The 26946-nt window shown below is 66.8% G+C and carries 26 protein-coding genes; 13 read left to right on the top strand and 13 right to left on the bottom strand.

Annotated features, from left to right (window positions below):
• Positions 1 to 2 precede the first annotated feature (2 nt).
• Together gloB and IQ35_RS13300 are read left to right on the top strand one after the other, a co-directional pair.
• The gene (gloB, locus tag IQ35_RS13305; RefSeq protein ID WP_145074165.1) at positions 3 to 725 is read left to right on the top strand and encodes a hydroxyacylglutathione hydrolase; all 723 of its coding nucleotides are present in this window, start codon (positions 3 to 5) and stop codon (positions 723 to 725) included.
• 51 nt (positions 726 to 776) lie between these two features.
• Positions 777 to 1178, top strand: coding sequence for a hypothetical protein (locus IQ35_RS13300; RefSeq protein WP_021244398.1), 402 nt, complete (start codon positions 777 to 779; stop codon positions 1176 to 1178).
• A 34-nt stretch (positions 1179 to 1212) separates the two neighbouring features.
• On the opposite strand, the gene IQ35_RS13295 is transcribed toward IQ35_RS13300, so the two are convergent.
• The 4 genes from IQ35_RS13295 to ruvA form a co-directional block, all read right to left on the bottom strand.
• A complete protein-coding gene (locus IQ35_RS13295; protein ID WP_145074133.1) occupies positions 1213 to 1701 on the bottom strand; it encodes a hypothetical protein in 489 nt (162 codons plus the stop codon).
• A 110-nt stretch (positions 1702 to 1811) separates the two neighbouring features.
• Positions 1812 to 3590 (bottom strand): AMP-dependent synthetase/ligase, encoded by a 1779-nt coding sequence (locus IQ35_RS13290; RefSeq protein WP_242003346.1) that lies wholly within the window; start codon positions 3588 to 3590, stop codon positions 1812 to 1814.
• A 95-nt stretch (positions 3591 to 3685) separates the two neighbouring features.
• Entirely contained in the window at positions 3686 to 4708 is a 1023-nt protein-coding gene (gene ruvB, locus IQ35_RS13285; RefSeq protein ID WP_062062156.1) for a Holliday junction branch migration DNA helicase RuvB, read from the bottom strand.
• Positions 4705 to 5313 (bottom strand): Holliday junction branch migration protein RuvA, encoded by a 609-nt coding sequence (ruvA, locus tag IQ35_RS13280; RefSeq protein WP_145074130.1) that lies wholly within the window; start codon positions 5311 to 5313, stop codon positions 4705 to 4707. Before ruvA ends, ruvB begins: the two co-directional genes overlap by 4 nt.
• Before the next feature lie 112 nt (positions 5314 to 5425).
• Between ruvA and IQ35_RS13275 the strand changes: the two genes are divergently transcribed.
• A complete protein-coding gene (locus tag IQ35_RS13275) occupies positions 5426 to 6049 on the top strand; it encodes a DUF1345 domain-containing protein (protein WP_031290846.1) in 624 nt (207 codons plus the stop codon).
• Positions 6050 to 6096: 47 nt separating this feature from the next.
• Positions 6097 to 7398: a methyltransferase family protein gene (locus tag IQ35_RS13270; RefSeq protein ID WP_021244403.1), complete on the top strand. Its 1302-nt coding sequence runs from the start codon at positions 6097 to 6099 to the stop codon at positions 7396 to 7398.
• A 3-nt stretch (positions 7399 to 7401) separates the two neighbouring features.
• Here IQ35_RS13270 and IQ35_RS13265 read toward each other — a convergent pair whose 3' ends face one another.
• On the bottom strand, positions 7402 to 8775 hold the full coding sequence (locus IQ35_RS13265) for a glutamate--cysteine ligase (RefSeq protein WP_021244404.1): 1374 nt from the start codon (positions 8773 to 8775) through the stop codon (positions 7402 to 7404).
• Between the two features lie 100 nt (positions 8776 to 8875).
• Positions 8876 to 9622 carry a 16S rRNA (uracil(1498)-N(3))-methyltransferase gene (locus tag IQ35_RS13260; protein ID WP_145074127.1) on the bottom strand — a complete coding sequence of 249 codons (747 nt, stop codon included), beginning with the start codon at positions 9620 to 9622 and terminating at the stop codon, positions 8876 to 8878.
• 87 nt (positions 9623 to 9709) lie between these two features.
• Here IQ35_RS13260 and ubiA point away from each other — a divergent pair, with 87 nt between their 5' ends.
• Positions 9710 to 10606, top strand: coding sequence for a 4-hydroxybenzoate octaprenyltransferase (gene ubiA, locus IQ35_RS13255; RefSeq protein WP_145074124.1), 897 nt, complete (start codon positions 9710 to 9712; stop codon positions 10604 to 10606).
• The gene (locus tag IQ35_RS13250) at positions 10603 to 12060 is read left to right on the top strand and encodes a phospholipase D-like domain-containing protein (RefSeq protein ID WP_145074121.1); all 1458 of its coding nucleotides are present in this window, start codon (positions 10603 to 10605) and stop codon (positions 12058 to 12060) included. The genes ubiA and IQ35_RS13250 overlap by 4 nt, the downstream gene beginning before the upstream one ends.
• A 9-nt stretch (positions 12061 to 12069) precedes the next feature.
• On the opposite strand, the gene IQ35_RS13245 is transcribed toward IQ35_RS13250, so the two are convergent.
• From IQ35_RS13245 to IQ35_RS13230, 4 genes are all read right to left on the bottom strand, one after another.
• Positions 12070 to 15513 carry a chromosome segregation SMC family protein gene (locus IQ35_RS13245; RefSeq protein ID WP_145074118.1) on the bottom strand — a complete coding sequence of 1148 codons (3444 nt, stop codon included), beginning with the start codon at positions 15511 to 15513 and terminating at the stop codon, positions 12070 to 12072.
• A 65-nt stretch (positions 15514 to 15578) separates the two neighbouring features.
• Positions 15579 to 16313 carry a thioredoxin domain-containing protein gene (locus IQ35_RS13240; RefSeq protein ID WP_145074115.1) on the bottom strand — a complete coding sequence of 245 codons (735 nt, stop codon included), beginning with the start codon at positions 16311 to 16313 and terminating at the stop codon, positions 15579 to 15581.
• A 52-nt stretch (positions 16314 to 16365) separates the two neighbouring features.
• A complete protein-coding gene (locus IQ35_RS13235; RefSeq protein ID WP_145074112.1) occupies positions 16366 to 17043 on the bottom strand; it encodes a thioredoxin domain-containing protein in 678 nt (225 codons plus the stop codon).
• A gap of 46 nt (positions 17044 to 17089) precedes the next feature.
• Complete coding sequence (locus tag IQ35_RS13230; RefSeq protein ID WP_021244412.1) at positions 17090 to 17632, bottom strand: DUF721 domain-containing protein; 543 nt, start codon at positions 17630 to 17632, stop codon at positions 17090 to 17092.
• Between the two features lie 26 nt (positions 17633 to 17658).
• On the opposite strand from IQ35_RS13230, the gene mutY reads away from it, so the two are divergent.
• The 4 genes from mutY to IQ35_RS13210 are packed head-to-tail and all read left to right on the top strand — an operon-like array spanning position 17659 to position 21816.
• Positions 17659 to 18735, top strand: a complete 1077-nt coding sequence (mutY, locus tag IQ35_RS13225) for an A/G-specific adenine glycosylase (protein WP_145074109.1) — start codon at positions 17659 to 17661, stop codon at positions 18733 to 18735.
• Positions 18722 to 19639 (top strand): NAD(+) diphosphatase, encoded by a 918-nt coding sequence (gene nudC, locus IQ35_RS13220; protein ID WP_145074105.1) that lies wholly within the window; start codon positions 18722 to 18724, stop codon positions 19637 to 19639. Before mutY ends, nudC begins: the two co-directional genes overlap by 14 nt.
• 43 nt (positions 19640 to 19682) lie before the next feature.
• Positions 19683 to 21029, top strand: a complete 1347-nt coding sequence (locus IQ35_RS13215) for a TldD/PmbA family protein (RefSeq protein ID WP_145074102.1) — start codon at positions 19683 to 19685, stop codon at positions 21027 to 21029.
• Positions 21016 to 21816, top strand: a complete 801-nt coding sequence (locus IQ35_RS13210; protein ID WP_021244416.1) for a 3'(2'),5'-bisphosphate nucleotidase CysQ — start codon at positions 21016 to 21018, stop codon at positions 21814 to 21816. The genes IQ35_RS13215 and IQ35_RS13210 overlap by 14 nt, the downstream gene beginning before the upstream one ends.
• Positions 21817 to 21829: 13 nt before the next feature.
• Here the strand turns inward: IQ35_RS13210 and IQ35_RS13205 are convergent, their stop codons facing one another.
• Entirely contained in the window at positions 21830 to 22387 is a 558-nt protein-coding gene (locus tag IQ35_RS13205; RefSeq protein ID WP_021244417.1) for a hypothetical protein, read from the bottom strand.
• Positions 22388 to 22453: 66 nt separating this feature from the next.
• Complete coding sequence (purD, locus tag IQ35_RS13200) at positions 22454 to 23737, bottom strand: phosphoribosylamine--glycine ligase (RefSeq protein ID WP_145074099.1); 1284 nt, start codon at positions 23735 to 23737, stop codon at positions 22454 to 22456.
• A 7-nt stretch (positions 23738 to 23744) separates the two neighbouring features.
• Between purD and xseA the strand changes: the two genes are divergently transcribed.
• Genes xseA through IQ35_RS13185 form a run of 3 tightly spaced genes read left to right on the top strand, consistent with a single transcriptional unit; the run spans position 23745 to position 26327 of the window.
• Positions 23745 to 25238, top strand: a complete 1494-nt coding sequence (xseA, locus tag IQ35_RS13195; protein ID WP_145074159.1) for an exodeoxyribonuclease VII large subunit — start codon at positions 23745 to 23747, stop codon at positions 25236 to 25238.
• 31 nt (positions 25239 to 25269) lie between these two features.
• Positions 25270 to 25482, top strand: a complete 213-nt coding sequence (locus IQ35_RS13190) for a DUF2093 domain-containing protein (RefSeq protein WP_021244420.1) — start codon at positions 25270 to 25272, stop codon at positions 25480 to 25482.
• A complete protein-coding gene (locus IQ35_RS13185) occupies positions 25479 to 26327 on the top strand; it encodes a M23 family metallopeptidase (protein ID WP_145074096.1) in 849 nt (282 codons plus the stop codon). Before IQ35_RS13190 ends, IQ35_RS13185 begins: the two co-directional genes overlap by 4 nt.
• A 6-nt stretch (positions 26328 to 26333) precedes the next feature.
• Here the strand turns inward: IQ35_RS13185 and IQ35_RS13180 are convergent, their stop codons facing one another.
• Complete coding sequence (locus IQ35_RS13180) at positions 26334 to 26873, bottom strand: hypothetical protein (protein WP_021244422.1); 540 nt, start codon at positions 26871 to 26873, stop codon at positions 26334 to 26336.
• Positions 26874 to 26946: the final 73 nt, after the last annotated feature.

Raw genomic sequence — 26946 nt, 5'->3', positions numbered from 1 at the left:
CCATGCTGGAAGTCGTCCGCATCCCCGTCCTTTCCGACAATTATGTCTGGCTGATCCATGACCCGGCCAGCGGCGACACGGTCGCGGTCGATCCCGCCGTGGCGGAGCCGGTGCTGGATGCCGCCCGGCAGCGCGGCTGGACCATCGGCCAGATCTGGAACACGCACTGGCATGGCGATCATGTCGGCGGCAATGCGGCGATCAAGGCGGCGACAGGATGCACCATCACCGGCCCGGCGGCGGAGGCCGCGAAGATCGACACGCTCGATCGGACCGTGGCGGAAGGGGACAGCGTCCGCATCGGCGATCATGTCGCGCAGGTGATGGCGGTTCCGGCCCATACGGCGGGCCATATCGCCTATCATCTGGCCGATGACGGGATCATCTTCGTAGGCGATACGCTGTTCGCCATGGGCTGCGGCCGCCTGTTCGAAGGCACAGCGGCGCAGATGTTCGCGAATATGCAGCGCTTTGCGGCCCTGCCGGGCGACACCACCGTCTATTGCGCGCATGAATATACGCAATCCAATGGCCGCTTCGCCCTGACCGTCGAGCCGGACAATGCCGTCCTGCGTGCAAGGATGGAGGCCGTCGAGGCTGCGCGGGCGCGGGGGGAGGCGACCGTGCCGACCACCATCGGACTGGAACGGGACACCAATATCTTCATGCGCGCGCGCGACGTGGCGGAATTGGCGCAAAGGCGCGCGGCAAAGGATGCCGCCTGACGGTTTTTGCTCTATCCTGCCGTCTTGGGAACAGGAAACAGGAGAGTCGTCATGCGTCTCGGGATCATGCTTGCACCGCTGTTGCTGGGGGCTTGCGCGGGGAGCTATGAAGCGCCCCGGCTGACGGAAAAGCAGACGGCGGAACTGGAAAAAGCGCTCGCTGGAAAAGTGCCTGGCGAAAAGGTGAGCTGTGTCTCCATGCAGCCGCAGGGCAGTTTCCGTGCCATCAGCGGCAACATCGTCCTTTACAAGATGAGCAACAGGCTCATCTACAAGAATGAGTTGATCGGCAGTTGTCCCGGCCTGACGCGCGGCGACACGATGATCATTCGGCCGTTCGGATCGCAATATTGCCGGGGCGACATCGCGAGAAGCGCGGACCTCACGATCGGCATGACGACGGGAAGCTGCGCGCTGGGCGACTTCATTCCCTATCGCGCACCGGGCAAATAGCGTTCGCTTGGTGGTTATGGGTGGTTATGGGTGGTTAGGGGACAGCCACGATGGGGTTGAAACGGGCGACATCCGGCCCCCAACCGGGCGGGGCTTTTGAATAGGTATCGAGCACGGCTTCAACTTCGACCTGACAGGGATACTGTCCTAGATGACCAAAAATACCGTTCGATATAGTCACGCGACCTTGAATGCGAACAAAGTCACCGTTTTTAATATTTTCCCATTTTGATGAGGGGACAGCCTTTTCCGACATTTCGAGCCAGCATTCGGCTAGTTCATCTCTATTAGGATTATAGTAAAGATTACATGATTTTTGGAAAGGTCGACACATATTTATTGAAGATACTTCAAAAAATAAATTTACCTTTCCCCGTATTTCATGAACATCGCCATAGTGGGGTTCGCCATAGGCCTTCTGTATGGCGGGGTCATCAAATTTTACGATATTGGGCGCATGCGGATGGCAGGATATCACAAAGAGGCTCAGCGTGAATAAGGGAATGTGCCGTCCGTTTGCCATTCAATCCACCGTTGGTCAGGATTATGGAAGAATGTCCGCTTGCAGGTGGGCAATCAAGACATTTTGATGTCTGCAAATGGCCGAAAACAGACCTTGAACCTGCAAATTCCCTACGCCCTGTAGAGCGCGTCCAGCCGCTCCTGATAGCGTTTGCGGATGACGTGGCGCCGGATTTTCATCGACGGGGTTAATTCCTCATTCTCGATGGAGAAAGGCTCGTCCGCCAGAATGAAGCGCCGCACCCGTTCGATCACGGACAGGTCCAGGTTCACCCGGTCCACCGCCGTCCGCAGCGCTGTCAGATAGGCCGGATCGCTCTCGACCCCTTCAACGCTCTTGCCCTGCGCCGCCGCCCATTCGCGCGTCCATTCCGCGTCTGGCACGACCAGCCCCACCAGATAGGGCCGCCGGTCGCCCGACACCATCGCCTGCCCGATTTCGGGTTGCAGGGTCAGCATCCCCTCGACCTTCTGGGGCGCGACATTGTCGCCCTTGTCATTGACGATCAGGTCCTTCTTGCGATCCGTGATGCGGATGCGCCCGCGCGCATCGATCTCGCCAATGTCGCCGGTGTGCAGCCAGCCGTCCTTCAGCACCTTTTCCGTTTCCGCCGGATTGCGCCAGTAACCGTGCATCACCAGTTCGCCGCGCGCCAATATCTCGCCATCCTCGGCGATTCTGACTTCCACGCCATCCAGCGGCGGTCCGACCGTGTCCATGGCGATGCCGGCGGCGGGCCGGTTGCAACTGATGACCGGTCCCGCCTCCGTCTGGCCATAGCCTTGCAGCAGCGTCAGCCCCATCGCCTCGAAGAACAGCCCGACATCGGGATTGAGCGGCGCGCCGCCCGACACCAGCGCCTTCATCCGCCCGCCGAAGCGCTTCGCCACCTTGGGCCTCAACGTCCGCGACAGCAGCGCCTTCATCGGCAGGTCCAGCAACGATTTCGCCCCGCGCTGCTCCTTCGCGGCGATCCGCAGCGCCTGTTGCAGCAGGAAATGGGGGAGCTTCCCCTGCTTCTCGATCGACTTGATGATCCGCGCGCGCAGCACTTCGAACAGGCGGGGGACGACCACCATGATGGTGGGCCGCGTCTCCTCTATATTGGAGGCGAGTTTTTCCAGCCCTTCGGAATAATAGATTTGCGCCGCCAGCATGATCGGCAGGAACTGCCCGCCGCTATGCTCATAAGCGTGGGAGAGGGGGAGGAAGGACAGGAAAACCTCGTCATCCCATCCGAAATCCTCCGCGACCAGCTTTGCGGCGCCCTCGATATTGCAGAGGATCGAGCCGTGATGCTGCATCACCCCGCGCGGCGCGCCGCCCGTGCCGCTGGTGTAGATGATGCAGGCCAGATCTTCGCGTCCCGCCGTCTGCTCCAGCGCGCAGGCCTCGACATCGGTGGGATGCGCGGCGATCAGGTCGCTCCACAAATGGCAGGCGATCTGGCCCTGCGCCCCGCGCACCGGTTCCATGCCGATCACGAAGCGCGCCTGCGACCGCAGCACGGCGGGCATCAGCGTGGCGGCGAGTTTCGCGGTGGACACGATCACCGCCTGCGCCCCGCTGTCCGTCAGGATATGCTGATGATCGCGCGTGGTGTTGGTGGTGTAGGTCGGCACGGTGACGCCGCCCGCCGCCATGATGGCCAGATCGGCGATGCAGAATTCCGGCCGGTTCTCGCTCACCAGCATCACCGGGTCTCCGGGTTTCAGCCCCTGCGCCCGGAGCGCGCTCGCCAGCGCCGCCACGTCATAGGCGACGTCCGTCCAACTCATCGAACGCCATGCGCCGTCCTTCTTGCGCCACAGGAAGGGGGCGTCGCCCATCTCCTTCGCGCGCGCAAAGAACATCGTCACCAGATTGGGAAAGCGTTCAATTGCCCTCAAAGGCCCACTCCTGTTATCGGCCCGTTCCGCCGCGCGCCTGTCGCCCGTGCAGCTATAACGGCGCTCTGCCGTAACGGCCATGCTGTTTTGGGGTTTCAGTCGAACAGGCCGTCCTGTGATCCGGCGGGCGGATTGAGGCCCAGATGCTTCCATCCGGGACCGTTCAGGCAACGCCCCCGCGCCGTCCGGGCGATGAGGCCAAGCTGGATCAGATAAGGCTCGATCACTTCCTCGATCGTGTCGCGCGGTTCGGAAAGGCCCGCCGCCAGCGTCTCCACGCCGACCGGCCCGCCGCGATAGATGTCCGCGATCATCGTCAGGTAACGCCGGTCCATGAGGTCCAGCCCCAGATGATCGACCTCCAGCCGGCTGAGCGACGCGTCCGCGACTTTCGCGTCGACCGCCGCCGCGCCCGCGACATTGGCGAAGTCGCGCACCCGGCGCAGCAGCCTGCCCGCGATGCGCGGCGTGCCTCGCGACCGGCGCGCGATCTCCACCGCGCCGTCGGGGGTGATGCCAAGGTCCAGCAATCGCGCGGCCCGTCGCACCACCAGTTCCAGTTCCTCCACCGTATAGAATTGCAGACGCACCGGAATCCCGAAGCGGTCGCGCAGCGGCGTCGTCAGCAATCCCTGCCGCGTCGTCGCGCCGACCAGCGTGAAGCGGGGCAGGTCGATCCGCACCGACCGCGCCGACGGCCCCTCGCCGATCATCAGGTCCAGCGCGCGGTCCTCCATCGCGGGATAGAGCACTTCCTCAACCGCGGGGTTGAGCCGGTGGATCTCATCCACGAACAGCACGTCGCCTTCATCCAGATTGGTGAGCAGCGCGGCAAGATCGCCCGACTTGGCGATCACCGGGCCGGACGTGGCGCGGAAGCCCACGCCCATTTCCTTCGCGACGATCTGCGCCAGCGTCGTCTTGCCAAGGCCGGGCGGGCCGAAGAACAGCACATGGTCCAGCGCCTCGCCGCGCCCCTTCGCCGCCTCGATGAAGATACGCAGATTCTCCCGCGCCGCCTTCTGCCCGATAAATTCGTCGAGCGTCCTGGGACGTAGCGCCGCGTCCACATCCTCGGCGCGGCGGGTGGAGGCGATCAGGCGGTCCTCGTCGCTCATTTCGCCGCCTTCCGCAGGGCGAGGCGGACCAGCGCGTCAAGGGTTGCCTCCTCGCCCAGCTCCTCTTCCGCCGCAGCCACTGCCGCGCTGGCTTCGGCGGGGCGGAAGCCCAGATTCTGGAGCGCGGACAAGGCATCGGCACTATATCCGCCTGCCGAAATCGAAACGCCGCCCGACCCCAGAGGCCCGGCGGCCGTGGGCGCCACGCCGATCTTGTCTTTCAGTTCATTGACGATCCGCAGCGCCAGCTTGGGGCCGACGCCATTGGCCCGCGCGACCATCGCCTTGTCGCCCGCCGCGACCGCGCGGTGCAGTTCCAGCGGTTCCAGCGCCGACAGGATGGCCAGCGCCACCCGCGAGCCCACGCCCTGCACGCCGATCAGCAGGCGGAACCAGTCGCGCTCCTCCCCCCGCGCAAAGCCGACGAGGCGGATCGAATCCTCCGACACCAGCATTTCGGTGTGCACGGTCACGGCTTCGCCCACCGGTCCCAAAGCGGCCAATGTGCGCGACGATGCGCCGACCAGATAGCCCACGCCGCCCACGTCGATGATGGCGTGGTCGATGCCGGCGCTGTCCAGCCGTCCCTTGAGTTTCGCGATCATGCCCCGCGCCTTTTGGTCATGATCTGTTCCTTACAGCCAAATGCGCGCCGCGCCACCCCTCATTATCCTTCCCCTCTTGCATCGCGCCCGCTTTGCGCCTTCCATAGGAGGCATGAAACGATCCCCCCTCTTTCCGTGGCGCTATGTCATGTTCCTGGCCTTGCTGGTCACCATCGCGCCGTTCGCGCTGGTGCTGCCATGGCATGGTGCGGCAATGGCCGGTTTCGATGTGGCGGCGCTGGCTTTCCTGCTTTCTACCATTGCGCTGCTGGATGCCGATCCGCAGATGATGCGTCGCAACGCAGCCGCCAATGACGCCAATCGCGAACTGATGCTGGTCCTGACCGGCATCGTTTCGCTTGTCATACTGGTCGCGGTCGGGGTGGCGGTCAGCCAGCAGGGCGGGCCGGACCGGGCCGTGATCGCGCTTGTGCTGGCGACGCTTGCGCTCGCATGGCTGTTTTCCAACCATGTCTATGCCCTGCATTACGCCCACATCTTCTATCTCGCCGATGAGCGGGGTAAGGACAAGGGCGGCATCGATTTTCCCGATACCCAAGAGCCGCGCTATTGGGATTTCATCTATTTTTCCTACACGCTGGGCATGACCTTCCAGACGTCGGATGTGGCGATCAACAGCATGGAAGTGCGGCGCCTGGTCATCTTTCACTGCATCGCGGCCTTCGTCTTCAACCTTGGCATATTGGCCTTCACGATCAACGTGCTGGGCGGATAGGCGCGTTCTTCACGGCTTGCTTACCATTTTTCCCTAGAAGCGGGGCCATGACCAAGCCCGCCGAAGCCCGTCCCAAATCCGCTGTCAGCCATGGAGTCGGCATGGCCGGCCTCGCCGGGCTTGGCCTGTGGACCCTGGTCGCGCGGCATTATGGCATGGACGGTCCCAATGCGGGCCTTGCCGCCGTGGCCGCCTGCGGGGTGCCGATGGTGCTATGGTCGCTGATCGTGGACAAGGTGCACCGCAATGCGTCCACCGGGATCGACTGGAAGGGCGCGGCGCGGCCGTGGAGCGAGGTGCGTGACATCAGCCTCGTCAAGATCGCCGGCCTGTGGGCGACATGGCTCGCCATCGCCATCTTCTACTGCGTCGGGCGCTGGTATTGGGACGGCAACTACCGTTTCGCGATGGACCTGTTCATGGCGGTAGCGCCTTGGCTGCTGGTTCTTTCCATCCCCTATGTCATCTGGCTCGACCGACGGCTGGTGGAGCCGCGCGACGCCAGCTACGCCTTCGGCCAATGGGTGATCGGCGGATCTGCGGGCGCGCCCGACATGCGCGAAGTGGCCAATCACGCGCGGGCATGGGCCGTGAAGGGCTTCTTCCTCGCCTTCATGGTGTCCATCGTGCCGGGCAATTTTGCCAATGTCGTCCAGTGGCGGATCGACGAAGCCTTTTCCCATCCCGTAGCCTTGGCGGCGTTCCTGATCGCGGTCATGTTCATGATCGACGTGTGCATGGCGACGGTCGGCTACATGCTGACGATGAAGCCGCTGGATTCCCACATCCGCACGGCCAATCCCTATCTGGCCGGATGGGTCGCGGCGCTGATCTGCTATCCACCGTTCGTGCTGATGGGGAATGGCGGCCCGCTCGATTATCATGCGGGCGGCGCGGAATGGGATATGTGGACGCAAGGCCACACGGCGCTGCAATGGCTGCTGGGCGGCTGGCTGGTGCTGCTGACCGGCATCTATGCCTGGGCGACGGTGGCCTTCGGCATCCGCTTTTCCAACCTCACCCATCGCGGCATATTGACGCATGGCCCCTATCGCTGGACGCGCCATCCGGCTTACCTCTCGAAGAATCTGTTCTGGTGGTTCTCCTCGCTGCCTTTCCTCACGGTTTCAGGCAGCCTGACCGATCTGGTCCGCAACTGCGCGCTGCTGGCGGCCACCAATGCCGTCTATTTCTGGCGCGCCAGGACGGAGGAAAAGCATCTTTCCGCCGATCCCGATTATCGCGCCTATAGCGAATGGATGGAGCGCAACGCGCCCGTGCCGCGCTTCTTCGCGTGGATCACGGGTCGGAAAAAGCCGGTCGAAGGCGATCTTCAACCGGCGGAATGAAGGTCAGAAGCTTTCTTCGGCATAGATGCGGCTGATGTCGCCGCCCCACTCGCCATGATAGCGTTCCAGCAGCCGTTCGGCATGGGTGCGGCCTGACGCCACGATCTCGTCCAGCGCGGAGAGATAGCCTGTTTCATTGTCGCCCGCCGCGTTGAGCCGCCCGCGCGCCGCCAGCCCGCTCCGCGCAATATCCAACGCCTGCCCCGCAATGTCGCGCAGCTTGCGCCCGCCCGCGATGGGCGCGTCGAGGCCCAGCTTCGGCACGGAATCGCGCAGCACCTGCCGCTCCTCCATGGTCCAGTCCTTGACCAGATCCCATGCGGCGTCGAGCGCTCCTTGATCGTAGAGCAGCCCGACCCACAGAGCAGGCAGCGCGCAAATACGATTCCACGGCCCGCCATCCGCGCCGCGCATCTCCAGAAAGCTTTTCATCCGCACTTCGGGGAAGGCGGTGGATAGGTGATCCTCCCAATCCTTCTCGGTCGGCTTTTCGCCGGGCAGGGCGGGGAGCTTGCCTGCAAGGAAATCGCGGAAACTCTGCCCCGCCGCGTCGATATATCGGCCATCGCGATAAACGAAATACATCGGCACATCGAGCGCATAGTCCGCATAACGCTCATAGCCGAAGCCGTCCTCGAACACGAAGGGCAACATGCCGGTGCGGCCGGGGTCGGTGTCCGACCAGATATGGCTGCGATAGGAAAGATATCCGTTGGGCTTCCCTTCGGTGAAGGGCGAATTGGCGAACAGCGCCGTCGCCAGCGGTTGCAGCGCCAGCGACACGCGGAATTTCTGCGCCATGTCCGCCTCGCTGCCATAATCGAGGTTGGTCTGGATGGTGCAGGTCCGCAGCATCATGTCGAGGCCCATCGACCCCACGCGCGGCATGTGGCGCAGCATGATGCCATAGCGCCCCTTGGGCATGATGGGCAGCGCGTCGCGCGTCTTGTCCGGCCACATGCCAAGGCCCAGGAAGCCCAGGCCCAGCATGTCGCCCACATATTTGACCTGTTCCAGATGGCGGCCCGTTTCGGCGCAGGTCTGGTGCAGATTTTCGAGCGGCGCGCCGGAAAGCTCCAGCTGTCCCGCCGGTTCCAGGCTGATCGTGCCGTCGGGGCCGGACAGGGCGATGATATTCTCGCCTTCGAACACCGGCTGCCAGTCATAGCGGGTAAGGCCGATCAGCAGCGTGTGGATGCCGCCCTTTTCCTCATAGGACGGCGCATGATGATCCTTCGCCGAATAGACGAATTTCTCATGTTCGGTGCCGATCCGCCAGCGATCCTTGGGCTTTTCGCCCTTGGCAAAGGCCGCGATCAGCTGGTCGCGGCTTTCGATGACGGGATCATTTCCCCCTGAGTCGGTTCTGGTGCTCATCCCCCGCCCTTAATGCTTCCCCCACGCGCGTCAAACAGCGAGCGCGAGCGCGACAGATAGGGCGCGCGCGCAAGGGCTTCAATCCCATTGCGGAATGAAACTATTGCCAATCCCCATTCAGCGCCATCCAGGCCGATGTCGCGGCGATGGCGGCGGTCTCCGCGCGCAGGATGCGCGGGCCAAGCGAGACGGGAACTGCTTTTGCCACGGCGCGGATCGCTTCGCGCTCACTCGGATCGAATCCGCCCTCCGGCCCGATCAAGAAAGCGGCCGGCCCGGGATGCGCCCGCAAAGCCTGCTCCAAAGGCGCGCCGCCCGTCTCGTCCGCGAAGAACAGCCAGCGATCATCCGGCCATTCGCGCAGCAGCGCGTCCAGCTTCACCATCTCCCCAAGCTCCGGTAGCGCCGTCCGCCCGCATTGCTCCGCCGCCTCCACCAGATGCGCGCGCAGCCGGTCGAGGTTCAGCCTGTCCACCACCGCCCGCCGCGTCAGCACCGGCTGCAGCTTCGCCGCGCCCAGCTCGCACGCTTTTTCGGCGATCAGGTCGATGCGTCCCTTCTTGATCGGGGCGCAGCAGAGCCAGAAATCGGGCACATGTTCCAGCGGCCTGGTCCGCGTCTCGCAGACCAGCACCAGATCGCGCTTGCGAATGTCGCGCGCCCGCGCCGCCCATTCACCCGATCGCCCGTCGAACAGCAGCACCACATCGTCCGGTTTCACCCGCATCACGCCGATCAGATAATGGGCCGCATTGCCCTCCACCGGCACGGCGACCCCTTCGCCCAGCGGCGTTTCGACATAGAGGCGCGGCGCGCTTTGCGGCGGCCATGCGGGGGTTGCGGTCATTTGCGTCTTTCCGTTTCGCGGGCATCGCCCTAATGCCGCTCATGTCGAGCGAAGTCGAGACGCGCCGCGCAAACGGAGAAACGGCAAGTGGAACAGATCGTCCCCGACAGCGAAGCCCGCGGCATCGTCGCGCGCCTGCCCGCCCTGCCGCGCGCGCTGGCGCTGCTCGCGCGGCTGGACCGGCCGATCGGCTGGTGGCTGCTGTTCTGGCCGGGCGCGTGGAGCGTGGCTCTGGCCGGCGGCGCGCGGCAATGGCCGCTGATCCTCTGGCTGCTGCTCGGCAGCATCGCCATGCGCGGCGCGGGCTGCGTCTTCAACGATATCGTCGACCGCGATCTCGACCGGAAAGTCGCCCGCACCGCCGCGCGGCCGTTGGCGAGCGGCGCGGTGTCGCTGAAAGCCGCATGGGTCTGGCTCCTTGCGCTCTGCCTCATCGGCCTCCTCGTCCTGCTGCAACTGCGCCTTTACGCGCAGGTCGTGGCGCTGGCCTCGCTCGCGCTGGTCGCCGCCTATCCCTTCATGAAGCGGATCACCGGATGGCCGCAGCTATGGCTCGGCCTCGTCTTTTCCTGGGCCGCGCTCGTGGGCTGGAGCGAGGTGGCGGGATCGCTCACCCTGCCGGGCCTTCTGCTTTATGCCGGAACCATTTTCTGGGTCGTGGGCTATGACACCATCTATGCGCTGCAGGACCGGGAGGATGACGCGTTGATCGGCATAGGCTCCAGCGCGCTGTCCATGGGCCGCCATGTGCGGGGCGGGGTGACGCTCTGCTATCTTCTCGCGCTCGCATTGTGGAGCGCCGCCATCTGGCAGGTCCGGCCGCAATTACTGGCGCTCATCGCGCTCCTCCCCATGGCCGCGCATCTGCTCTGGCAGGTCGGCACCTTGAGGGAGGATGGCGCGGACCCGCTCGTCAAATTCCGTTCCAACCGTTTCGCCGGACTGCTCATGTTCCTCGCCTGCCTCGTGGTCGGCAACGCATGAGCGCCCCGACCCAGGGCCAGGATTGCTGGCGCATCGCCCGCGCCACCCAGGCCAGCGTCATCATCGACGCCGACGCCTATTTCCGCCACGCCCGCGCCGCGATGCTGAAAGCGACGAAGCGGATCATGCTGATCGGCTGGGATTTCGACGCCCGCATCAGCCTCATCCGCGAGGAGGATGCGAAGGACGGCGCGCCTGTCATCATCGGCGATTTCATCCGCTGGCTGGTGGAGCGCACGCCGGACCTCGAAATCTACCTGCTCCGCTGGGACACCGGCGCGTTCAAGTCGATGCTGCGCCCGTCCAACCTGCTGACGACGCTGCGCTGGATGGCGCATCCCCGGATCACCGTGAAGCTGGACAGCCATCATCCGGTCGGCGCGTCCCATCATCAGAAGATCGTGGTGATCGACGATTGCTTCGCTTTCTGCGGCGGCATCGACATGACCGCCGACCGCTGGGACACGCGCCACCATCGCGACGACGATCCGGGCCGCAGGCATCCCGACGGCACGTCCTATGGCCCGTGGCACGACGCGACGACCGCGCTCAAGGGGCCGGTCGCGGCGGCGCTGGGCGACCATAGCCGCGCGCGCTGGAAAGAGGCAGGGGGCGACGATCTGTCTCCCGTGGAAGGCATCGACGATTGCTGGCCGGATGCCTTGCCGGTTCAGTTCCGCGACGTGGACGTGGCCATTGCCCGCACCGCGCCGGAAATGGACGACCAGCCGCCGGTGAAGGAGATCGAACGGCTCTACCTCAACCAGATCGCGGCGGCGAAACGCTGCATCTACGCCGAAAGCCAGTATTTCGCCTCCCGCCGCATCGCCGAAGCCCTTGCGGCGCGGCTGGGCGATCCGGACGGTCCCGAAATCGTCATCGTCAACCCGCAGCAGGCTGACGGCTGGCTGGAGCAGCAGGCGATGGACACCGCCCGCGCCCGCCTGTTCGAGGCTTTGAAGGCGCGCGATACCTATAATCGCCTGCGCCTCTATCATCCCTTCACCGCGCGTGGCGAGCCGATCTATGTCCATGCCAAGATTCTGATCGCCGACGACCGCCTGATCCGCGTCGGCTCCTCCAACATGAACAACCGCTCCCTTGGCCTCGACACCGAATGCGACATGTCGATCGACACGGCTCTGCCCGCCAATGACGGTCAGCAGGCGACGATCGCCGCCATCCGCGACGACCTTATCGCCGAGCATCTCGACCTGCCGAAAGAGCGCGTCTCCGCCCTCATCGCCGAGCGTGGCCTGATCGCGGCGATAGAGGAATTGCGGACCAAGGCGGGCCGCACCCTGCGTCCCTATGAAACGCCCAATCTCAATGACGTGCAGCAATGGCTGGCCGACAATGAAGTGCTGGACCCGGAAAATCCCGACGAGATGTTCGAGCCAGTGACACAGCGCGGCCTGTTCCGCCGCATCGAACATTGGGTGCGCCGCGATTGAGGCGGGCCTCTACTCCGCCGCCAGCAAAGCCTCCGCGCCGCCCAGGCTGACCGACACCAGGCGGCTGACGCCGCGCTCCACCATGGTCACGCCGAACAGCCGGTGCATCCGCGCCATGGTGACGGCATTATGGGTGACGATCAGATAGCGTGTCCGCGTCTGCCGCACCATCGCGTCCAGCATGTCGCAGAAACGCTCCACATTGGCGTCGTCGAGCGGCGCGTCCACCTCGTCCAGCACGCAGATCGGCGCGGGATTGGTGAGGAACAGGCCGAAGATCAGCGCCACCGCCGTCAACGCCTGCTCGCCGCCCGACAGCAGCGTCAGCGCGGACAGCCTCTTGCCCGGCGGCTGCGCCATGATCTCCAGTCCCGCCTCCAGCGGATCGTCGCTGTCGATCAGTTCCAGATGCGCCTGACCGCCGTTGAACAGCGTCGTGAAAAGCTGCCGGAAATGCCCGTCCACCGCCTCGAACGCGGCCAGCAGCCTTTGCCGCCCCTCGCGATTGAGGCTGCCGATGGAGCCGCGCAGCCGGTGGATCGCCTGGGCCAGTTCCTCGCTCTCGGCCCGGCTCTTTGCCTGCGTGGCGTCCAGCTCTTCCAGTTCCTGCGCCGCGACCAGATTGACCGGCCCGATCCGCTCGCGCTCGGCGGAGAGGCGATCATGCTCGGCCTGTTCGGTCTGGGCGATGCGGATGTCGGCGCTGGCAAAGCCCAGCCGCTCGGGCAGCACCGGCGGTGGACATTCGAACCGCTCGCCCGACAGGCGGTTGGTTTCGATCCGGCGCTCGTCCGCCGCCTCCGCGCGCGCCACTGCCGTGGCCCGCGCTTCCCGCGCCGCCGCCAGCGCTTCCCCGGCCTCGCTCGCCAGCCGCTCGGCGGTCCGCAGCGCCGCCTCGGCCTCGGCCTCGGCCTTGCGCGCGGCGTCGGACGCCTCCGTCAGCGCCGCGCCTTGCTCGGTCAAAGCGGCGATCGCGCCCGCCAGCCGCTCCGGCTCCCGCGCCATCCGCGCCTGCTCGGCGGCCACATCCTCGCCGCGTTTCGTCATCGCCGCGATGCGCTTCCCGGCCTCGCCCGCACGGGATTGCCAGCTCTTCGCATCGGCCTCCGCCGCCGCCATGCGTTCGCGGTCGCCGCTCAGCGCCCTGTCGGCCAACGCCCGGTCGGCCTGCAACTGGCTGACCGCGGCCCGCGCCTTTTCGCTCGCCTGCGACAGGCTGGCGACCAGAGCGCGGGTTTCCTCGCCATCGGGCATGGCGGCCCGCGCCGCCTGCGCCGTTTGCCGTTCCTGCGCCGCCACATTGCGATCCCGCCGCGCGACCGTCAGCCGCTCCTCAATGCCTTCACGCCGCCCGGCCAGCCGTTCCAGCGCCGTCCCGGCCTCGTCCGCCGCGCGCAGGGCTGTCCGCAATCGCTGCTCCGCCTCGCTCAGAGCCGCCCGCCCGGACGCCAAAGCCTGCGCCGCCGCCTGCTCGCGCGCCTGCGCGTCGCCCTGCGCCGTCCGCGCCGCCTCGACAGCCCTGTCCGCTGCCGGGCGAGCCGCCGCAATCGCCTCCAGCCGGTTGAGCCGAATCAGCCGCTCCGCCGCCGCCGCGCCGCCCTGCGTCGCGACATAGCCGTCCCAGCGCCGCAGCTTTCCGTCCCGCGTCACCAGCCTCTGCCCCACGGCCAACGCCTGCCCCGCGTCACGCTCCGCCACGGCGACCTGCGCCAGCCGCCGCGCCAGTTCCGGCGGCGCGGTCACATGACCGGACAGAGCCGCGCATTCCGCAGGCAAGGCGGGGTCGCCATCGGCCGGCTCGGCCCCGCCCCAGAAACGCGGCCCGTCGGCCCCGATCGGCGCTTCCAGATCGTCGCCCAGCGCCGCCGCCAGCGCATGTTCATAGCCCGGCGCGGCCTTCAGCCGGTCCAGCGCCCGGCTTTTCCCGCCCGCGCCGCTCTCCACCGCGCGCCTCAGCGCCGCCGCCTCGCTATCCAGCGCCGCCAAAGCGGCCCGCGTGGATGACAAGGCGGTATCCGCCTCCGCTCGCGCCTCGCTCGCCGCCTGCCGCTCCGCATCGGCCCCCGCAATCACGGCTTCGGCGGTATCGCGGTCCCGCCCGGCCCGTTCCTGCGCGGCCAGCGCCTCGGCGCGCTTAGCTTCCAGCGGCGCGGCGTCGGGCAGGGCATCGGCCTCTGCTTCCAGCTTTGCTACATCGCGTTCTGCCCGGTCCAGCCGCCCCTGCGCCGCCGCCAGAGCCGCCTCGGCCACGCGCAGTTCCGCTTGCTCGCCCGCCTGGCAGGCCATCGCCTTGGCCAGTTCCACCTCGGCATCGCGCGCGGCATCCTCGGCCCTGCCGATCCGCGCTGCAAAGTCCGGGATCATCGCTTCCGTCCCGGCAATGCGCGCCCTGAGCGTCGCGACTTCCTCGGTCAGCCGCGCCATCGCCTCCGCCGCGTCATGGGCCAGCGTCCCCTCGCGCTCGCGATCTTCCTCCAACTGCCGCGCCTGTGTGGCAAGGTCGTGCATCCGCCGCACCACACCGTCCCGCTCGCTCTTGAGCGCGTTGAGCCTGTGCCCCGCCTCATTGGCCGCATCGCGCGCCGCCTGCGCGGCGGAACGCCGTTCCGCCAGAGCCTCTACCGCAGCCTGCGCGTGGGCCGCCGCCGCTATCTGCGCTTCCTGCGCCGCCACGACCGCGCCTTCCGTCTGCTTCGCCTCGGCCCGCGCCGCATCCGCGCTCGCGCTCGCCTCGCGCCAGCGGGCGAAAATCACCCGCGCCTCGGCCACGCGGATCTGTTCCGACAGCCGGATATAGCGTTCCGCCGCCTTGGCCTGCCGCCGCAGGCTGCCCGCGCGGCTCTCCATGTCCGCCAATATCTCGTCCAGCCGGGTCAGGTTGCCCTCGGCGGCGCGCAGCTTCTGTTCGGCATCCTTGCGCCGCACATGCAGGCCCGCAATCCCCGCCGCTTCCTCCAGCATGGCCCGGCGTTCCTGCGGGCGCGCGGCGATGACGGCGGCGATGCGCCCCTGGCTCACCAGCGCGGGACTATGCGCCCCGGTGGCGGCATCGGCGAAGATGAGGGAGATGTCCTTCGCCCGCACGTCGCGCCCATTGGCGCGGTAGGCGCTGCCCGCGCCCCGTTCGATCCGGCGGGTGACTTCCAGTTCGCCGTCCGCACCCACATCGACGGCGGAAAAAAGCTCGCCCTGCTCCTGCACGGTCAGCAGCGACACTTCCGCGAAGTCCCGCTGCGGGCGGCTCGCGGTGCCCGCGAAGATCACGTCCTCCATGCCGCCGCCGCGCATCGACTTGGCGCTGGATTCGCCCATGACCCAGCGGATCGCCTCCAGCAGGTTGGACTTGCCGCAGCCATTGGGGCCGACGATGCCGGTCAGGCCCGGCTCGATCCGCAGCTCCGTTGCGTCGACGAAGCTCTTGAAGCCGGACAGCTTGAGGCGCTTTATCTGCACGGCCGCTCTCCGGGGCGGCGCGCCGCCCGGTCAGGCCGTGAAGAAGGAAGCCCCCCCGCCGCCAATCAGATCCCCGCTTCTTTCAGCTTCGCCTGGAGCGCCGGCCACGCCGCGACATTTTCCACCAGCACGCCATTGATGAGGAAGCTGGGCGTGCCCTCGATCTTATATTGCGCGTTGGCGGCCTGAACGCCCTTGGCCAGCTTCTCGGCGGCGGCGGTGTTGGCGAGGCACTGTTTCGCCTGATCTTCCGAAATGCCGCGCTGCTTGGCGAAATCCACCAGCCCGACGGCGTTCGCCAACTGGCCGAAACGCTGCTGCGGCGGCGCGCTCATCAACTGCTGATATTGCGTGTCGCCCAGCGCCTGCTCCTTTTCGAACATTGCATTCTGATTGGCGAAGAACTGTTCGGTCAGCGGATAGAAGACCTCCTTGCCGCCGCAACCCGCCAGCAACGCCGTCGAAATGTCGATGGGGTCGCGCACGAAGGTCCGCAGCTCATAGCTCATCTTGCCCGTGTTCACGATATTGCGGATTTCTTCCGACGCTTCGGCGGAAAAATCGCGGCAATGGCTGCATGTGAAGGACGCGAACTCCACCAGCTTCAGCTTCGCGTCGGGATTGCCCATGACGAAATAGCCGTCGGGCGTTTCGTTGACGGTGTCGGCCCAGCGCGTGCCGGCGGGCGCGGCGACGGCGGCGATCGGCTCGCCGGAGGGCTTGGCGCCTTCATCCTTCTTGCCGCAGGCGGCGAGCGTCAGGGAAAGGGCGATAAGGGCAATGGCGGGCAGGGCTTTCACGGGACGATCGGCTCCGTTGTGAGTGAATGTTGTTACCTATGCAGGGTCTAGATCACTGCGGCGCGTCGGGCAATGCGGCCTGCAACCGCATCCAGTCCGACCCGTGGACCAGAGTGCCGTTGACGGTGAAGGACGGCGTGCCGGTGATCTGCACCTTGTTCCATGCTTCGTCGGTCATCGCCAGCACCTGCTTCATCGAAGCGGGATCGTTGATGCACCCGTCAAGCTGGGCATTGGTGAAGCCGCGCCTGGCCATCAGCGCATAGAGACCCGTCTTCCGCCCGATCTCGCGCAGAGCCGCCTTCTGGTCGGCGGGCCTGGCCGCGCCGTCCTTGTCATAGGCGGTCAGCTTGTCCATCCACGCGTCCTGATTGGCGAACAGCGCCTCATGATTGCCGAAAAAGCGCTTCGCCCCGCCGCATCGCGCCAGCAAAGCGGCGGTCAGGTCATATTTGTCGCGCACGGCGTTGCGGACTTCGACGCTGACCTTGCCGCCCTTCACATAGCGCTCGCGCAGCGGCTGGCTCGCTTCCGCCACGAAATGGGCGCAGTGGCTGCATGTGTAGCTTACATATTCGACCAGCTTCGTGGGTGCGGCGGGATTGCCCAGCACATGCCCGCCAATGGGCGACAGCGCGACATGGCCGACCCAATTGACCGACGCAGGCGCGGCGAGGGCCGTGGCGGGGATGGCGAGCAGGCAAAGGGCAAGCAGGCGAATCGTGTTCATGACTATGTCCATAACGCCAGGCCCCCTGAACGGAGGCGGAATGATCCTAGCTGATCTTGGGCAAGCCGCTCGTATTGGCAATCCCCTGCGCCAGCGATTCGAGCACCGCGCGCAATTCCGGGTCGCCAATGTCCCGCAGCGAATCGCCCAGCTCCACCGGCAGGGGCTTCAGGTTGCGCGGCGGCGGGCGGCGTTCCGGCTCGTTCGGCCGCACCTGCCCCTGCTTCATCGCGACCTTCGCCACGGCTTTATAGCCGAAGAAGCGGTTCACCCGCTCGATGATGTCGGGCATCACATGCTGCATCATCGGCGCATGGCCGCTCATGACCGTCAGTTGCAGCGTCCCGCCCGCTTTCTGCCCCACGGGGAAGCGAATCGATTCGGGGACGGAAATATCCGCATAATGCGGCCCCACGATTTCCGCCCAGCGGGTGACGACGCTCGACTGCACGAAACCGAACTTGCGGAAAGCCGCCCGTCCGATGTCGGGCATCAGGTCCGCGATCTGTCGCGGGCCGCCCACGCGGGGACGTTCCGCCGCTGCTTCGGCGCGATTTTTCGCTTTAGGTGCTGCGGGACGTTCCGTCATGGCTCGCTTAATGGCATAGCGCCGCCATGCGCGTCGAGAGCAGCAACAGGAAAATCGCGAAAGACCTCCTCGCGCATTACGACGTCCACGCTCGCCGCCTGCCATGGCGCGCGCCGCCCGGATCGAACGAAGCCGCCGATCCCTATCGCGTCTGGCTGTCGGAAATCATGCTGCAACAGACGACCGTGGCCGCCGTAGCGCCTTATTTCGCTCGCTTTACCGACCGCTGGCCGACCGTTGCCGATCTGGCGGCGGCGGACGATGCGGAGGTGATGGCCGCATGGGCGGGCCTTGGCTATTATGCCCGCGCCCGCAACCTGCTCGCCTGCGCCCGCGCCGTCGCCCGCGATTATGGCGGAACCTTCCCCGATATGGAGGAAGGGCTGCGCGCCCTGCCGGGGGTGGGGGCCTATACCGCCGCCGCCGTCGCCGCCATCGCCTTCCGCCGCCGCGCCGTGGTGGTGGACGCCAATGTCGAGCGCGTCGTCGCCCGCCTCTTCGCCATCGCCACGCCGCTCCCTGCCGCCCGGCCCGAAATCCGCGCCGCCGCCGACAGGATCACGCCGGACGCCCGCGCAGGCGATTTCGCGCAGGCGATGATGGACCTGGGCGCAACCATCTGCACGCCCCGCAACCCCGCTTGCGGCATTTGCCCCTTGCGGGAGGATTGCGCGGCCTTCCTCACCGCCGATCCCGCCGCCTTCCCGGTCAAGGCCGCAAAGAAGACCAGGCCCCATCGCCACGGCCACGCCTGGTGGATCGAGCGGACGGACGGCCATGTCTGGCTGGTCCGCCGCCCGGACAAGGGGATGCTCGGCGGGATGCGTGCTTTGCCGTCCTCGGACTGGAGCGCCGCCGCGCCCGCCGCGACCCCGCCGCTCGCCGCCTGCTGGAGCGCCCTTGCCGATCCCGTCACCCATGTCTTCACCCATTTCTCGCTTGGCCTCATGGTCCATGTCGCCCGCGTGAACGGGGATTGCCTTCCGCCGGGTCAGGGTGAATGGTGGCCGCTCGACAGGCTGGAAGATGCCGGCCTTCCCACGCTGTTCCGCCGCGCGGCCGATGCGGCAATGAAGGAGACGATCGACGATGTACGGCGCTAAGGCTCCTGAAAGCCAACTTCCCGGCTATGTCGGCAGCAGATTGGACCGCGTGGACGAAATTCGCTCCAATCCCGCGCTGCTGGCCAAAACCTTCGCCGACCCCGCGGCTCTTTGCGTATTGCTGGACGGCCTCGATCCTGTGGTCACGGACGGCGCGCTCGCCATGGAGCCGCTGCCCCCCGGCGCCGCGATGGAGGATTATGTCCTCCTCGGCGTCGACCCGGCGCACATCCCCGTTTTCGCCCGCCTGATCGACCGGGCGGCTGGCAGCTTCACCCCTACGGCCCGCAGCCGCGCGGTGGTGAACGAGGTTTCGCCCGATCAGGCGGCGCTCTATGCCGGCGCGCGCAGTCTGGTCGACTGGCACGCCCGCCACCGCTTTTGCGCGGCCTGCGGTTCGCCCACGACGCCGCACAAGGGGGGCTGGGCGCGCCAGTGTGAAGGGTGCGATACCGAGCATTTCCCCCGCGTCGATCCGGTCGTCATCATGCTGGCCGAACATCGTGGCCGCGTCCTTGTCGGCCGCCAGCACCGTTGGGCGCCGCGCCATTATTCCGCGCTCGCCGGGTTCCTTGAACCGGGCGAAACGATCGAGGAGGCGGTCGCCCGCGAACTCAAGGAGGAAGCGGGCATCGCCGTCCATTCGATCCGCTATGTCATGAGCCAGCCCTGGCCCTTCCCCTCGTCTCTCATGATCGCCTGCATCGCGCAGGCCGATGACGATGCGCTGACGCTCGACCAGACGGAGATAGAGGACGCCATCTGGTGCGATGCCGATCAGGTCCGCGCCGCGCTGGAAGGGCGGCCCGACGCGCCGTTTCTCGCCCCGCCGCCGCTGGCGGTCGCCTGGCATCTGCTCGACCACTGGCTCGCGCACGTTGCGCCCGCGCGGGCAAGCGCGTAAGGGCCGGAACCTGTTTTCCATCTTTCAGGATCGTCTCGCCTCCATGCTCAGCCTCGAAGAAGCCCAGTCGCGCGCCCAGGATCTGGTGACGGCCGCGCGCCGGGCGGGCGCGGATGCGGCGGACGCCATCTATGCCTGCAACGCATCGACCACCGTGTCGGTGCGTCTGGGCGAACTGGAGGATGTGGAACGCTCGGAAGGCGAGGAAATCGGCCTGCGTGTCTTCGTGGGCCAGCGTTCCGCGAGCATTTCCGGGTCCGACATGAACCCCGCGACGCTCGGCACCCTGGTCGAGCGCTGCATCGCCATGGCCCGCGAAGCGCCCGACGACCCCTATGCGGGCCTCGCCCCCGAAGACCGCCTGCTCCGCAAGCGCCCGCCCCATCTCGACCTTGCCGATGAAGAGGAGCCGGAACCCGCCGCCCTGCGCGAACGCGCGCTGATCGCGGAGGAAGCCGCCCGCGCCGTCCCCGGCATCACCAACAGCGAAGGCGGCGGCGCTGCCAATGGGCGCAGCCAGATGGCGCTTGCCACCAGCCACGGCTTCGCGGGGTCCTATGCGGGCACCAGCCATTCCATCTGGGCCAGCGTGCTCGCGGGCACCGGCGCGGACATGCAGCGCGACCATGCCAGCCACAGCGCCCGCCATCTCGAAGACCTCGACCATGCGGAGGAGGTCGGCCAGCGCGCGGGCCATCGCGCCGTCGCCCGCCTCCACCCCGTCCGTATCGAAAGCGGGGTCATGCCGATCATCTTCGATCCGCGCATCGGCTCCAGCCTTGTCGGTCATCTGATCGGCGGCATCGTCGGTCCGGCCATCGCCCGCCGGTCCAGCTTCCTGCTCGACAGCCTTGGGCAAGCGCTGTTCGATTCGGCCGTCACCATCATCGACGACCCGCTGCGCCAGCGCGGCCTACGGTCGCGGCCCTTCGATGGGGAGGGGCTTCCCGTCGCGCGCCGCGCGCTGATCGACGCGGGCGTCCTGACCGGCTGGCTGCTCGACAGCGCCTCGGCCCGGCAGCTCGGCCTTGAACCGACCGGCCATGCCAGCCGGGGCGGCAGCGGCGCGCCGGGCGCGGGCGTGTCCAACGTCCATATGGAGCCGGGCCGCGCCTCGCCGGGCGACCTGATGGCGGACGTGAAGCGCGGCCTTTACGTCACCGAACTGATCGGCATGGGCGTCAACGGCGTGACCGGCGACTACAGCCGCGGGGCGGCGGGCTTCCTCATCGAAAATGGCGCGGTGACGCGGGCGGTGTCGGAAATCACCATCGCGGGCAATTTGAAGGATATGTTCCGCGCCCTGACGCCGGCAAGCGACCTTAGCTATCGCTATGCCATCAACGTGCCCACCCTGCGCGTCGACGGGATGACCGTTGCAGGGGGTTGAGCCGGACATACGCGCGCTGGTGTCGGTCGTGTCCGATGCGGCCGACCGGGCGTTGGCGCTATGGGCCGGCGGTAACACGCAGGTGCGCCAGTGGGAAAAGACGCCCGGCCAGCCCGTCTGCGAAGCCGACATCGAACTCGACGCGATGCTGCGCGCGAATCTCTCCGCGCTCGATCCTTCGGCGGGCTGGCTGTCGGAGGAGACCGCCGACACCGTCCATCGGCTTGGCCAATCGCGCGTCTGGGTGGTCGATCCCATCGACGGCACGCGCGACTATCTGCGCGGGCGGCGCGGCTGGTGCGTGTCCGTCGCCCTGGTGGAGGATGGCGCGGTGCGTGCCGGGGTGCTCGCCGCGCCTGCCCGCAATGAACTGTGGATCGCGCAGGCGGGGCAGGGCGCGACGCGCAACGGCATCCGTTTGCAGGCCGGATCGCGCACGGTGCTGGCGCGTGCGCGCGTCCCCGCCGATCAGCTTCCCCGCATCGACCGCGATCTGGTGACGGTGGAAAAGCCCAACAGCATCGCGCTGCGCATGGCGATGGTCGCGGCGGACGAAGCGGACCTTGTCGCCACCGTGCGATGGGGCAATGAATGGGATATCGCGGCCGCCGGCCTTATCGCGCAGGAAGCGGGCGCGATCGTCACCGATGCGCTGGGCGCGCCTTTATCCTATAACCAGCCCCGGCCCGCCGCCTTCGGCCTGCTGTGCACCGCGCCCGGCATCCACGCGGCGGCGACAGAGCGCCTGACGCCGCGCGCGCGGGAGATTTTGGGTAGCAAACCCTAGCGCGCGCGATGCGTTAGATCTTGCCGTATTTGGCCTCGAATCCGGCAACATCCCCGGCGGCGAGATATTTCGCCTGATCGATCCACTGATCGCGCACCGGCCGTCCCCTGAAATTGCCGAGCTTCGCGTCGATGGCGGCGAGATCGGCGTCGGTCCACGCCGCGATCTGGGCAAAGCGCGTGACCCCCAGTTCGATCAGCAGCATGTTGAGCTTCGGCCCCACGCCCTTGAGTTTCAGCAGATCGTCCGGTCCTTCAGAGGGCGCGGTGACGGCGGGCGACACCGGGATGGGCGGCGTTTCCACCGGCGCGGCGACGGGTTCGGGCTTGGTGTCCGGCGCTGGCGGGACGATGGCTTCGACATCCACCGGCACAACCGGCATCGGCTCGGCGACGGGCTTGGGCGCGGAAGGCGAAGCCAGCGACGCCGGTTTCCGCTCGACCGGCGCGGCGGATGCGGCATCGTCCGCCTGATCCGCCTTCTGCCTGCCCGACAGCAGGAAAACGATCCCGATGATGACCAGCAGCGCGATCAGCAGCCACAGGCCATAGTCAATGAAGAATTCCTGCATCCCTTCCGTCTCCCATTCTACCCTTTACCCTATTTAAGAGCAGCTTGACCCGTGGGACAAGGGCAATCAGGCCACGCTTTCCTCGCGCGCGACCTCCCGCCAGCCGATATCGCGGCGGCAAAAGCCGGTCGGAAAGCCGATCGCGTCCACCGCCTTATAGGCTGCTTTCTGCGCCTCGCGCACGCTTTGCCCCGTCGCCGTGACGTTCAGCACGCGGCCGCCCGTCGCGATGATCGCGCCGTCCTTTTCCGTCGTGCCCGCATGGAAAACCCGCGCGCCGCCTGCCTGCGCCGCGTCGATCCCGGTGATGACGCCGCCCTTTTCCGGCGTCCCCGGATAGCCGTTCGCCGCCATGACGATGGTGAGCGCGGTGCGATCCGCCAGTTCCACCGGCCCCTGATCGGCCAGCCTCCCGTCCGCGGCCGCCAGCAGCAATTCCACCAGATCGCCGTCGAACCGCATCATCAGCACCTGACATTCCGGATCGCCGAACCGGGCATTATATTCGATCAGCTTCGGCCCTTCGTCCGTCAGCATCAGCCCCGCATAGAGCACGCCCGAATAAGGCGTCCCCTCGGCGGCCAGCGTCTCCACGGTCGGCTGGATGATCCGCTCCATCACCTGCTGCTCCAGCTCCGCCGTCAGCACCCGCGCCGGGCTGTAGGCGCCCATGCCGCCCGTATTCGGCCCGGTGTCGCCGTCGCCCACGCGCTTGTGATCCTGTGCGGAGCCGAAGGGCAGGATCGCGCTCCCGTCCGTCAACGCAAAGAAGCTCGCTTCCTCCCCACGCATATACTCCTCCAGCACCACTTCCTCGCCCGCCGCGCCGAACGCACCGGAAAACATGGTATCCAGCGCCGCCAGCGCCTCCTCCCGCGTCTCCGCGATGATGACGCCCTTGCCCGCCGCCAGCCCGTCGGCCTTGATGACCACCGGCAGCGCGAAATCGTCCAGTGCCGCGATCGCGCCGTCCTTGCTGGTCACGCGTTCATAGGCGGCGGTGGGGATATTCGCGCGCTTGCACAGATCCTTGGTGAAGCCCTTCGACCCTTCCAGCTGTGCCGCCTTCTTGCCCGGCCCGAACACCGGCGTCCCCGTCGCGCGCAGATTGTCGGCGAGGCCGTCGACCAGCGGCGCTTCCGGCCCGATCACCACCAGCCCGATGGAATGGCGGATGCAGAAATCGACGACCGCGCGATGATCCTTCGCGTCGAGGTCGACCAGCGTCGCATGCTGCGCTATGCCCGGATTGCCCGGCGCGGCATAAAGCGTTTTGAGGCGCGGCGATTGCGCCAGCTTCCACGCCAGCGCATGTTCGCGGCCGCCGCCGCCAAGCAGAAGGATATTCATGTCGCCCATGTCCCCGGATTTCGATGCCTATGACAGTTCGGGTCGCCTGTTAGCGGAGGAACGGGCGGGGGACAACGCGCCGCCGCTGTCCGTGAGCGAATTGTCCTCGCTGCTCAAGCGCACGGTGGAGGACCGTTTCGGCCATGTCCGCCTGCGCGGCGAAATTTCCGGTTTCAAGCGTGCGGCGTCCGGCCACCTCTATCTCTGCCTCAAGGACGACAATGCCGTCATCGACGGGGTGATGTGGAAGGGCAGCGCCGCCCGCCTGGCCTTCGCCGCGCAGGACGGGGTGGAGGTGATCGCCACCGGCAAGCTCACCACCTATCCCGGCCGCTCCAAATATCAGATCGTCATCGACCGGATGGAACTGGCCGGGGAGGGCGCGCTGATGGCGCTCCTCGAAAAGCTGAAGGCGAAGCTGGCGGGAGAGGGCCTGTTCGACCGCGACCGTAAGCGCCCCTTGCCCTTCCTGCCCCGCACCATCGGCGTCGTGACCTCGCCCACCGGCGCGGTGATTCGCGACATCCTCCACCGCCTGTCGGACCGCTGCCCGACCGATGTGCTGCTCTGGCCCGTGCTGGTGCAGGGCGAAGGCGCGGCGGCGCAGGTGGCCCGCGCCGTGCGGGGTTTCTCCGCCATGCCTGCGGGCGGCCCGCTGCCCCGCCCCGACCTCGTCATCGTCGCGCGCGGCGGCGGCTCCATAGAGGATCTGTGGAGCTTCAACGAGGAAATCGTCGTCCGCGCCGTGGCGGAATGCACCATTCCCACCATCTCCGCCGTGGGCCATGAAACGGACACTACGCTCTGCGATTACGCCGCCGACATGCGCGCGCCCACGCCTACCGCCGCTGCCGAAATGGCCGTGCCGGTCCGCGCCGAGCTGCTGGCCATGCTGCGCGAACAGGGCCTCCGCATGGACCGGGCCGTCCGGCGCGGTGCGGCGCAGGCGCGCGAGCGGTTGGAGATGCAGGCGCGGCTCATGCCCACGCCCGACACGCTGCTCGCGCCCCAGCGGCAGCGGCTCGACCAGCTTTCCGACGCGCTTGCCAGCGGCCTGCGCCACCGCCTTGCCGATGCCCGGACGCATCTCAGCCAGGCAGGCGGGGCGCTTCGCCCCGCGCTGCTCCAGCAATATGTGAGCCGCGCCAGGGAACGGGTGGACAGGCTGAAGCTGCGTCCCGACTATCTCGCCCGCGCGCTGGCGGACCGTTCCACCGCTTTCGATCGCCTCTCGCGCCTGTTCGTCTCGCTCGATCCCGACCGGCCGCTCCAGCGCGGGTTCGCGCGTGTCATGGCGGGCGGCCACCTGATCCGCGACACGACCGCCGCCCGCGCCGCCGGGCAGGTCACGCTCCATTTCCGCGATGGAGAGGTGGACGCCGCCGTCGATGGCGCGCCGCCTCTTGAGAAGCCCGCCCCTGCGGCTATATCGACTCCGTCCCCCCCGCCCCGCAAACCGCGTAGCGAAGAGGAAATCCGGCAACAGGATCTGTTTTCCTGACGCCCCCGACCCGTGTAAGAGGCCGCCTGAAATGCTGATGTCCAACCGCGACCGCGCCGCCCGGCTGCATTATATGCCCTACAGCTTCCGCGTGTTGCAGGCGGGCGATCATGTCGTCTGCGCCGTGACCGGGCAGAAGATCGCGCTCGATAATCTGCGTTACTGGAGCATATCGCGGCAGGAACCCTATGCCAGCGCCGAAATCTCCGCCCGCGCCGAGCTGAAAGCCCGCGGCGAAGGATGAAGTTCTTCCTGGCGGCCGCCGCCATCCTGGCATTGGCCGCGACCGCAGCGCCATCCGCGCCGCCGCTTCCCGCCGCCGCCTCCGATTTCCGCCTGTCGGGTGAAATGACGCAGGGCGGCGCGCTGCGGGGCACCGCGCCGCCCGGAACGGTGGACCTGCGCCTCGATGGTCGGCCCGTCCCGGTCGAATCGGATGGCCGCTTCCTCATCGCCTTCGACCGCGACGCAGGCCCGCAGGCACGCCTCACCGCGCGCCTCGCCGATGGCCGCGTCATGGAGCGCCCGCTCACCATCGCGCCGCGCGCCTGGCGTCTGGAGCGCATCAACGCCCCCATGCGTCCCACGAAAAACACGGAAGCCTTCATGGCGATCCGCAAGCCCGAACTCGACCGCATCGCCGCCGCCCGCGCCACGATCACGGACGCGCAGGGCTGGCGGCAGACGTTCATCTGGCCGCGCCGGGGCCGCATCTCCGGCCTGTTCGGTGCGCAGCGCATCTATCAGGGCACGCCGGCCGCCTATCACAGCGGCGTGGACGTGGCGGGCGCGACGGGGGAGCCTGTCGTCGCCCCGGCCGGCGGCGTGGTGATCCTCGCGGCGGACAGGCCCTTCACGCTGGAGGGCAATCTGCTGATGATCGACCACGGCCACGGCCTCAACAGCGCCTTCCTGCACCTGTCGCGGATCGACGTGAAGGCAGGCGACAAGGTGCGTCAGGGTCAGATGATCGGCGCCATCGGCGCGACCGGCCGCGCCACCGGTCCGCATCTCCACTGGAGCATGAAGTGGAACGACGCCCGGATCGACCCGCTGTTGCTGGCGGGGGCGATGCCGTCGGCAGAATGAAACGACTCAGCCGACGCGCTTCATCCGCACGGCGCGATCATCTTCGATCTTGCCCATGAAGCTGCCCATGCTGGCGCGGCGGATTTCTATCGTCATGCCCGCTTTCGGAGTGCGGCGGATGATGGGTTCCGTCGTCATCCATTGTGCGCCGTCCTCCAACTGGATCTGCCATTTCCCATAACCAAGATTTTTGACCGAGGCGATGGTGGTCTGGATACGGGAAAACCCTTCTTCTTCCTTTTTCGCATCATCGTCGCCGTCAAGGAAAGGCAGTTTTGGAAAGGAAAAACCAAAAAGCGTCCGCCGCGTTTTGTGCAATTCAGCCTTGTCCAAAATCACGACTTCATCGCGATCCGATGCCGCCTGCATATCGGCGACCTGCCGATCAAAACAAGCGAGTCGTTGTGAATCCATTGCAATGTCGCGGCATTTCAGCAGATCGGTGAAGATTTCGGGACGAGGCTGTTGAGGGGGCGCAGCGCGTGCATTTTGCAACGCCAGGCCGAAGGCGATGGCAAGAACAAGGACGTGTGATGTTTTGGTCAACGGCTTTCTCCATCGCTTCCCGGCAAATGCCGGAGCTAGCAAGCACCCGAAGCTCCCTGCGTCAAGAGAGGTG

It is taken from the genome of Sphingobium wenxiniae (assembly GCF_007830065.1).
Taxonomy (GTDB): Bacteria; Pseudomonadota; Alphaproteobacteria; order Sphingomonadales; family Sphingomonadaceae; genus Sphingobium; species Sphingobium wenxiniae.
Note: the sequence above shows the minus strand (reverse complement) of the source record. Positions and strands in the feature narration are given on the sequence as shown.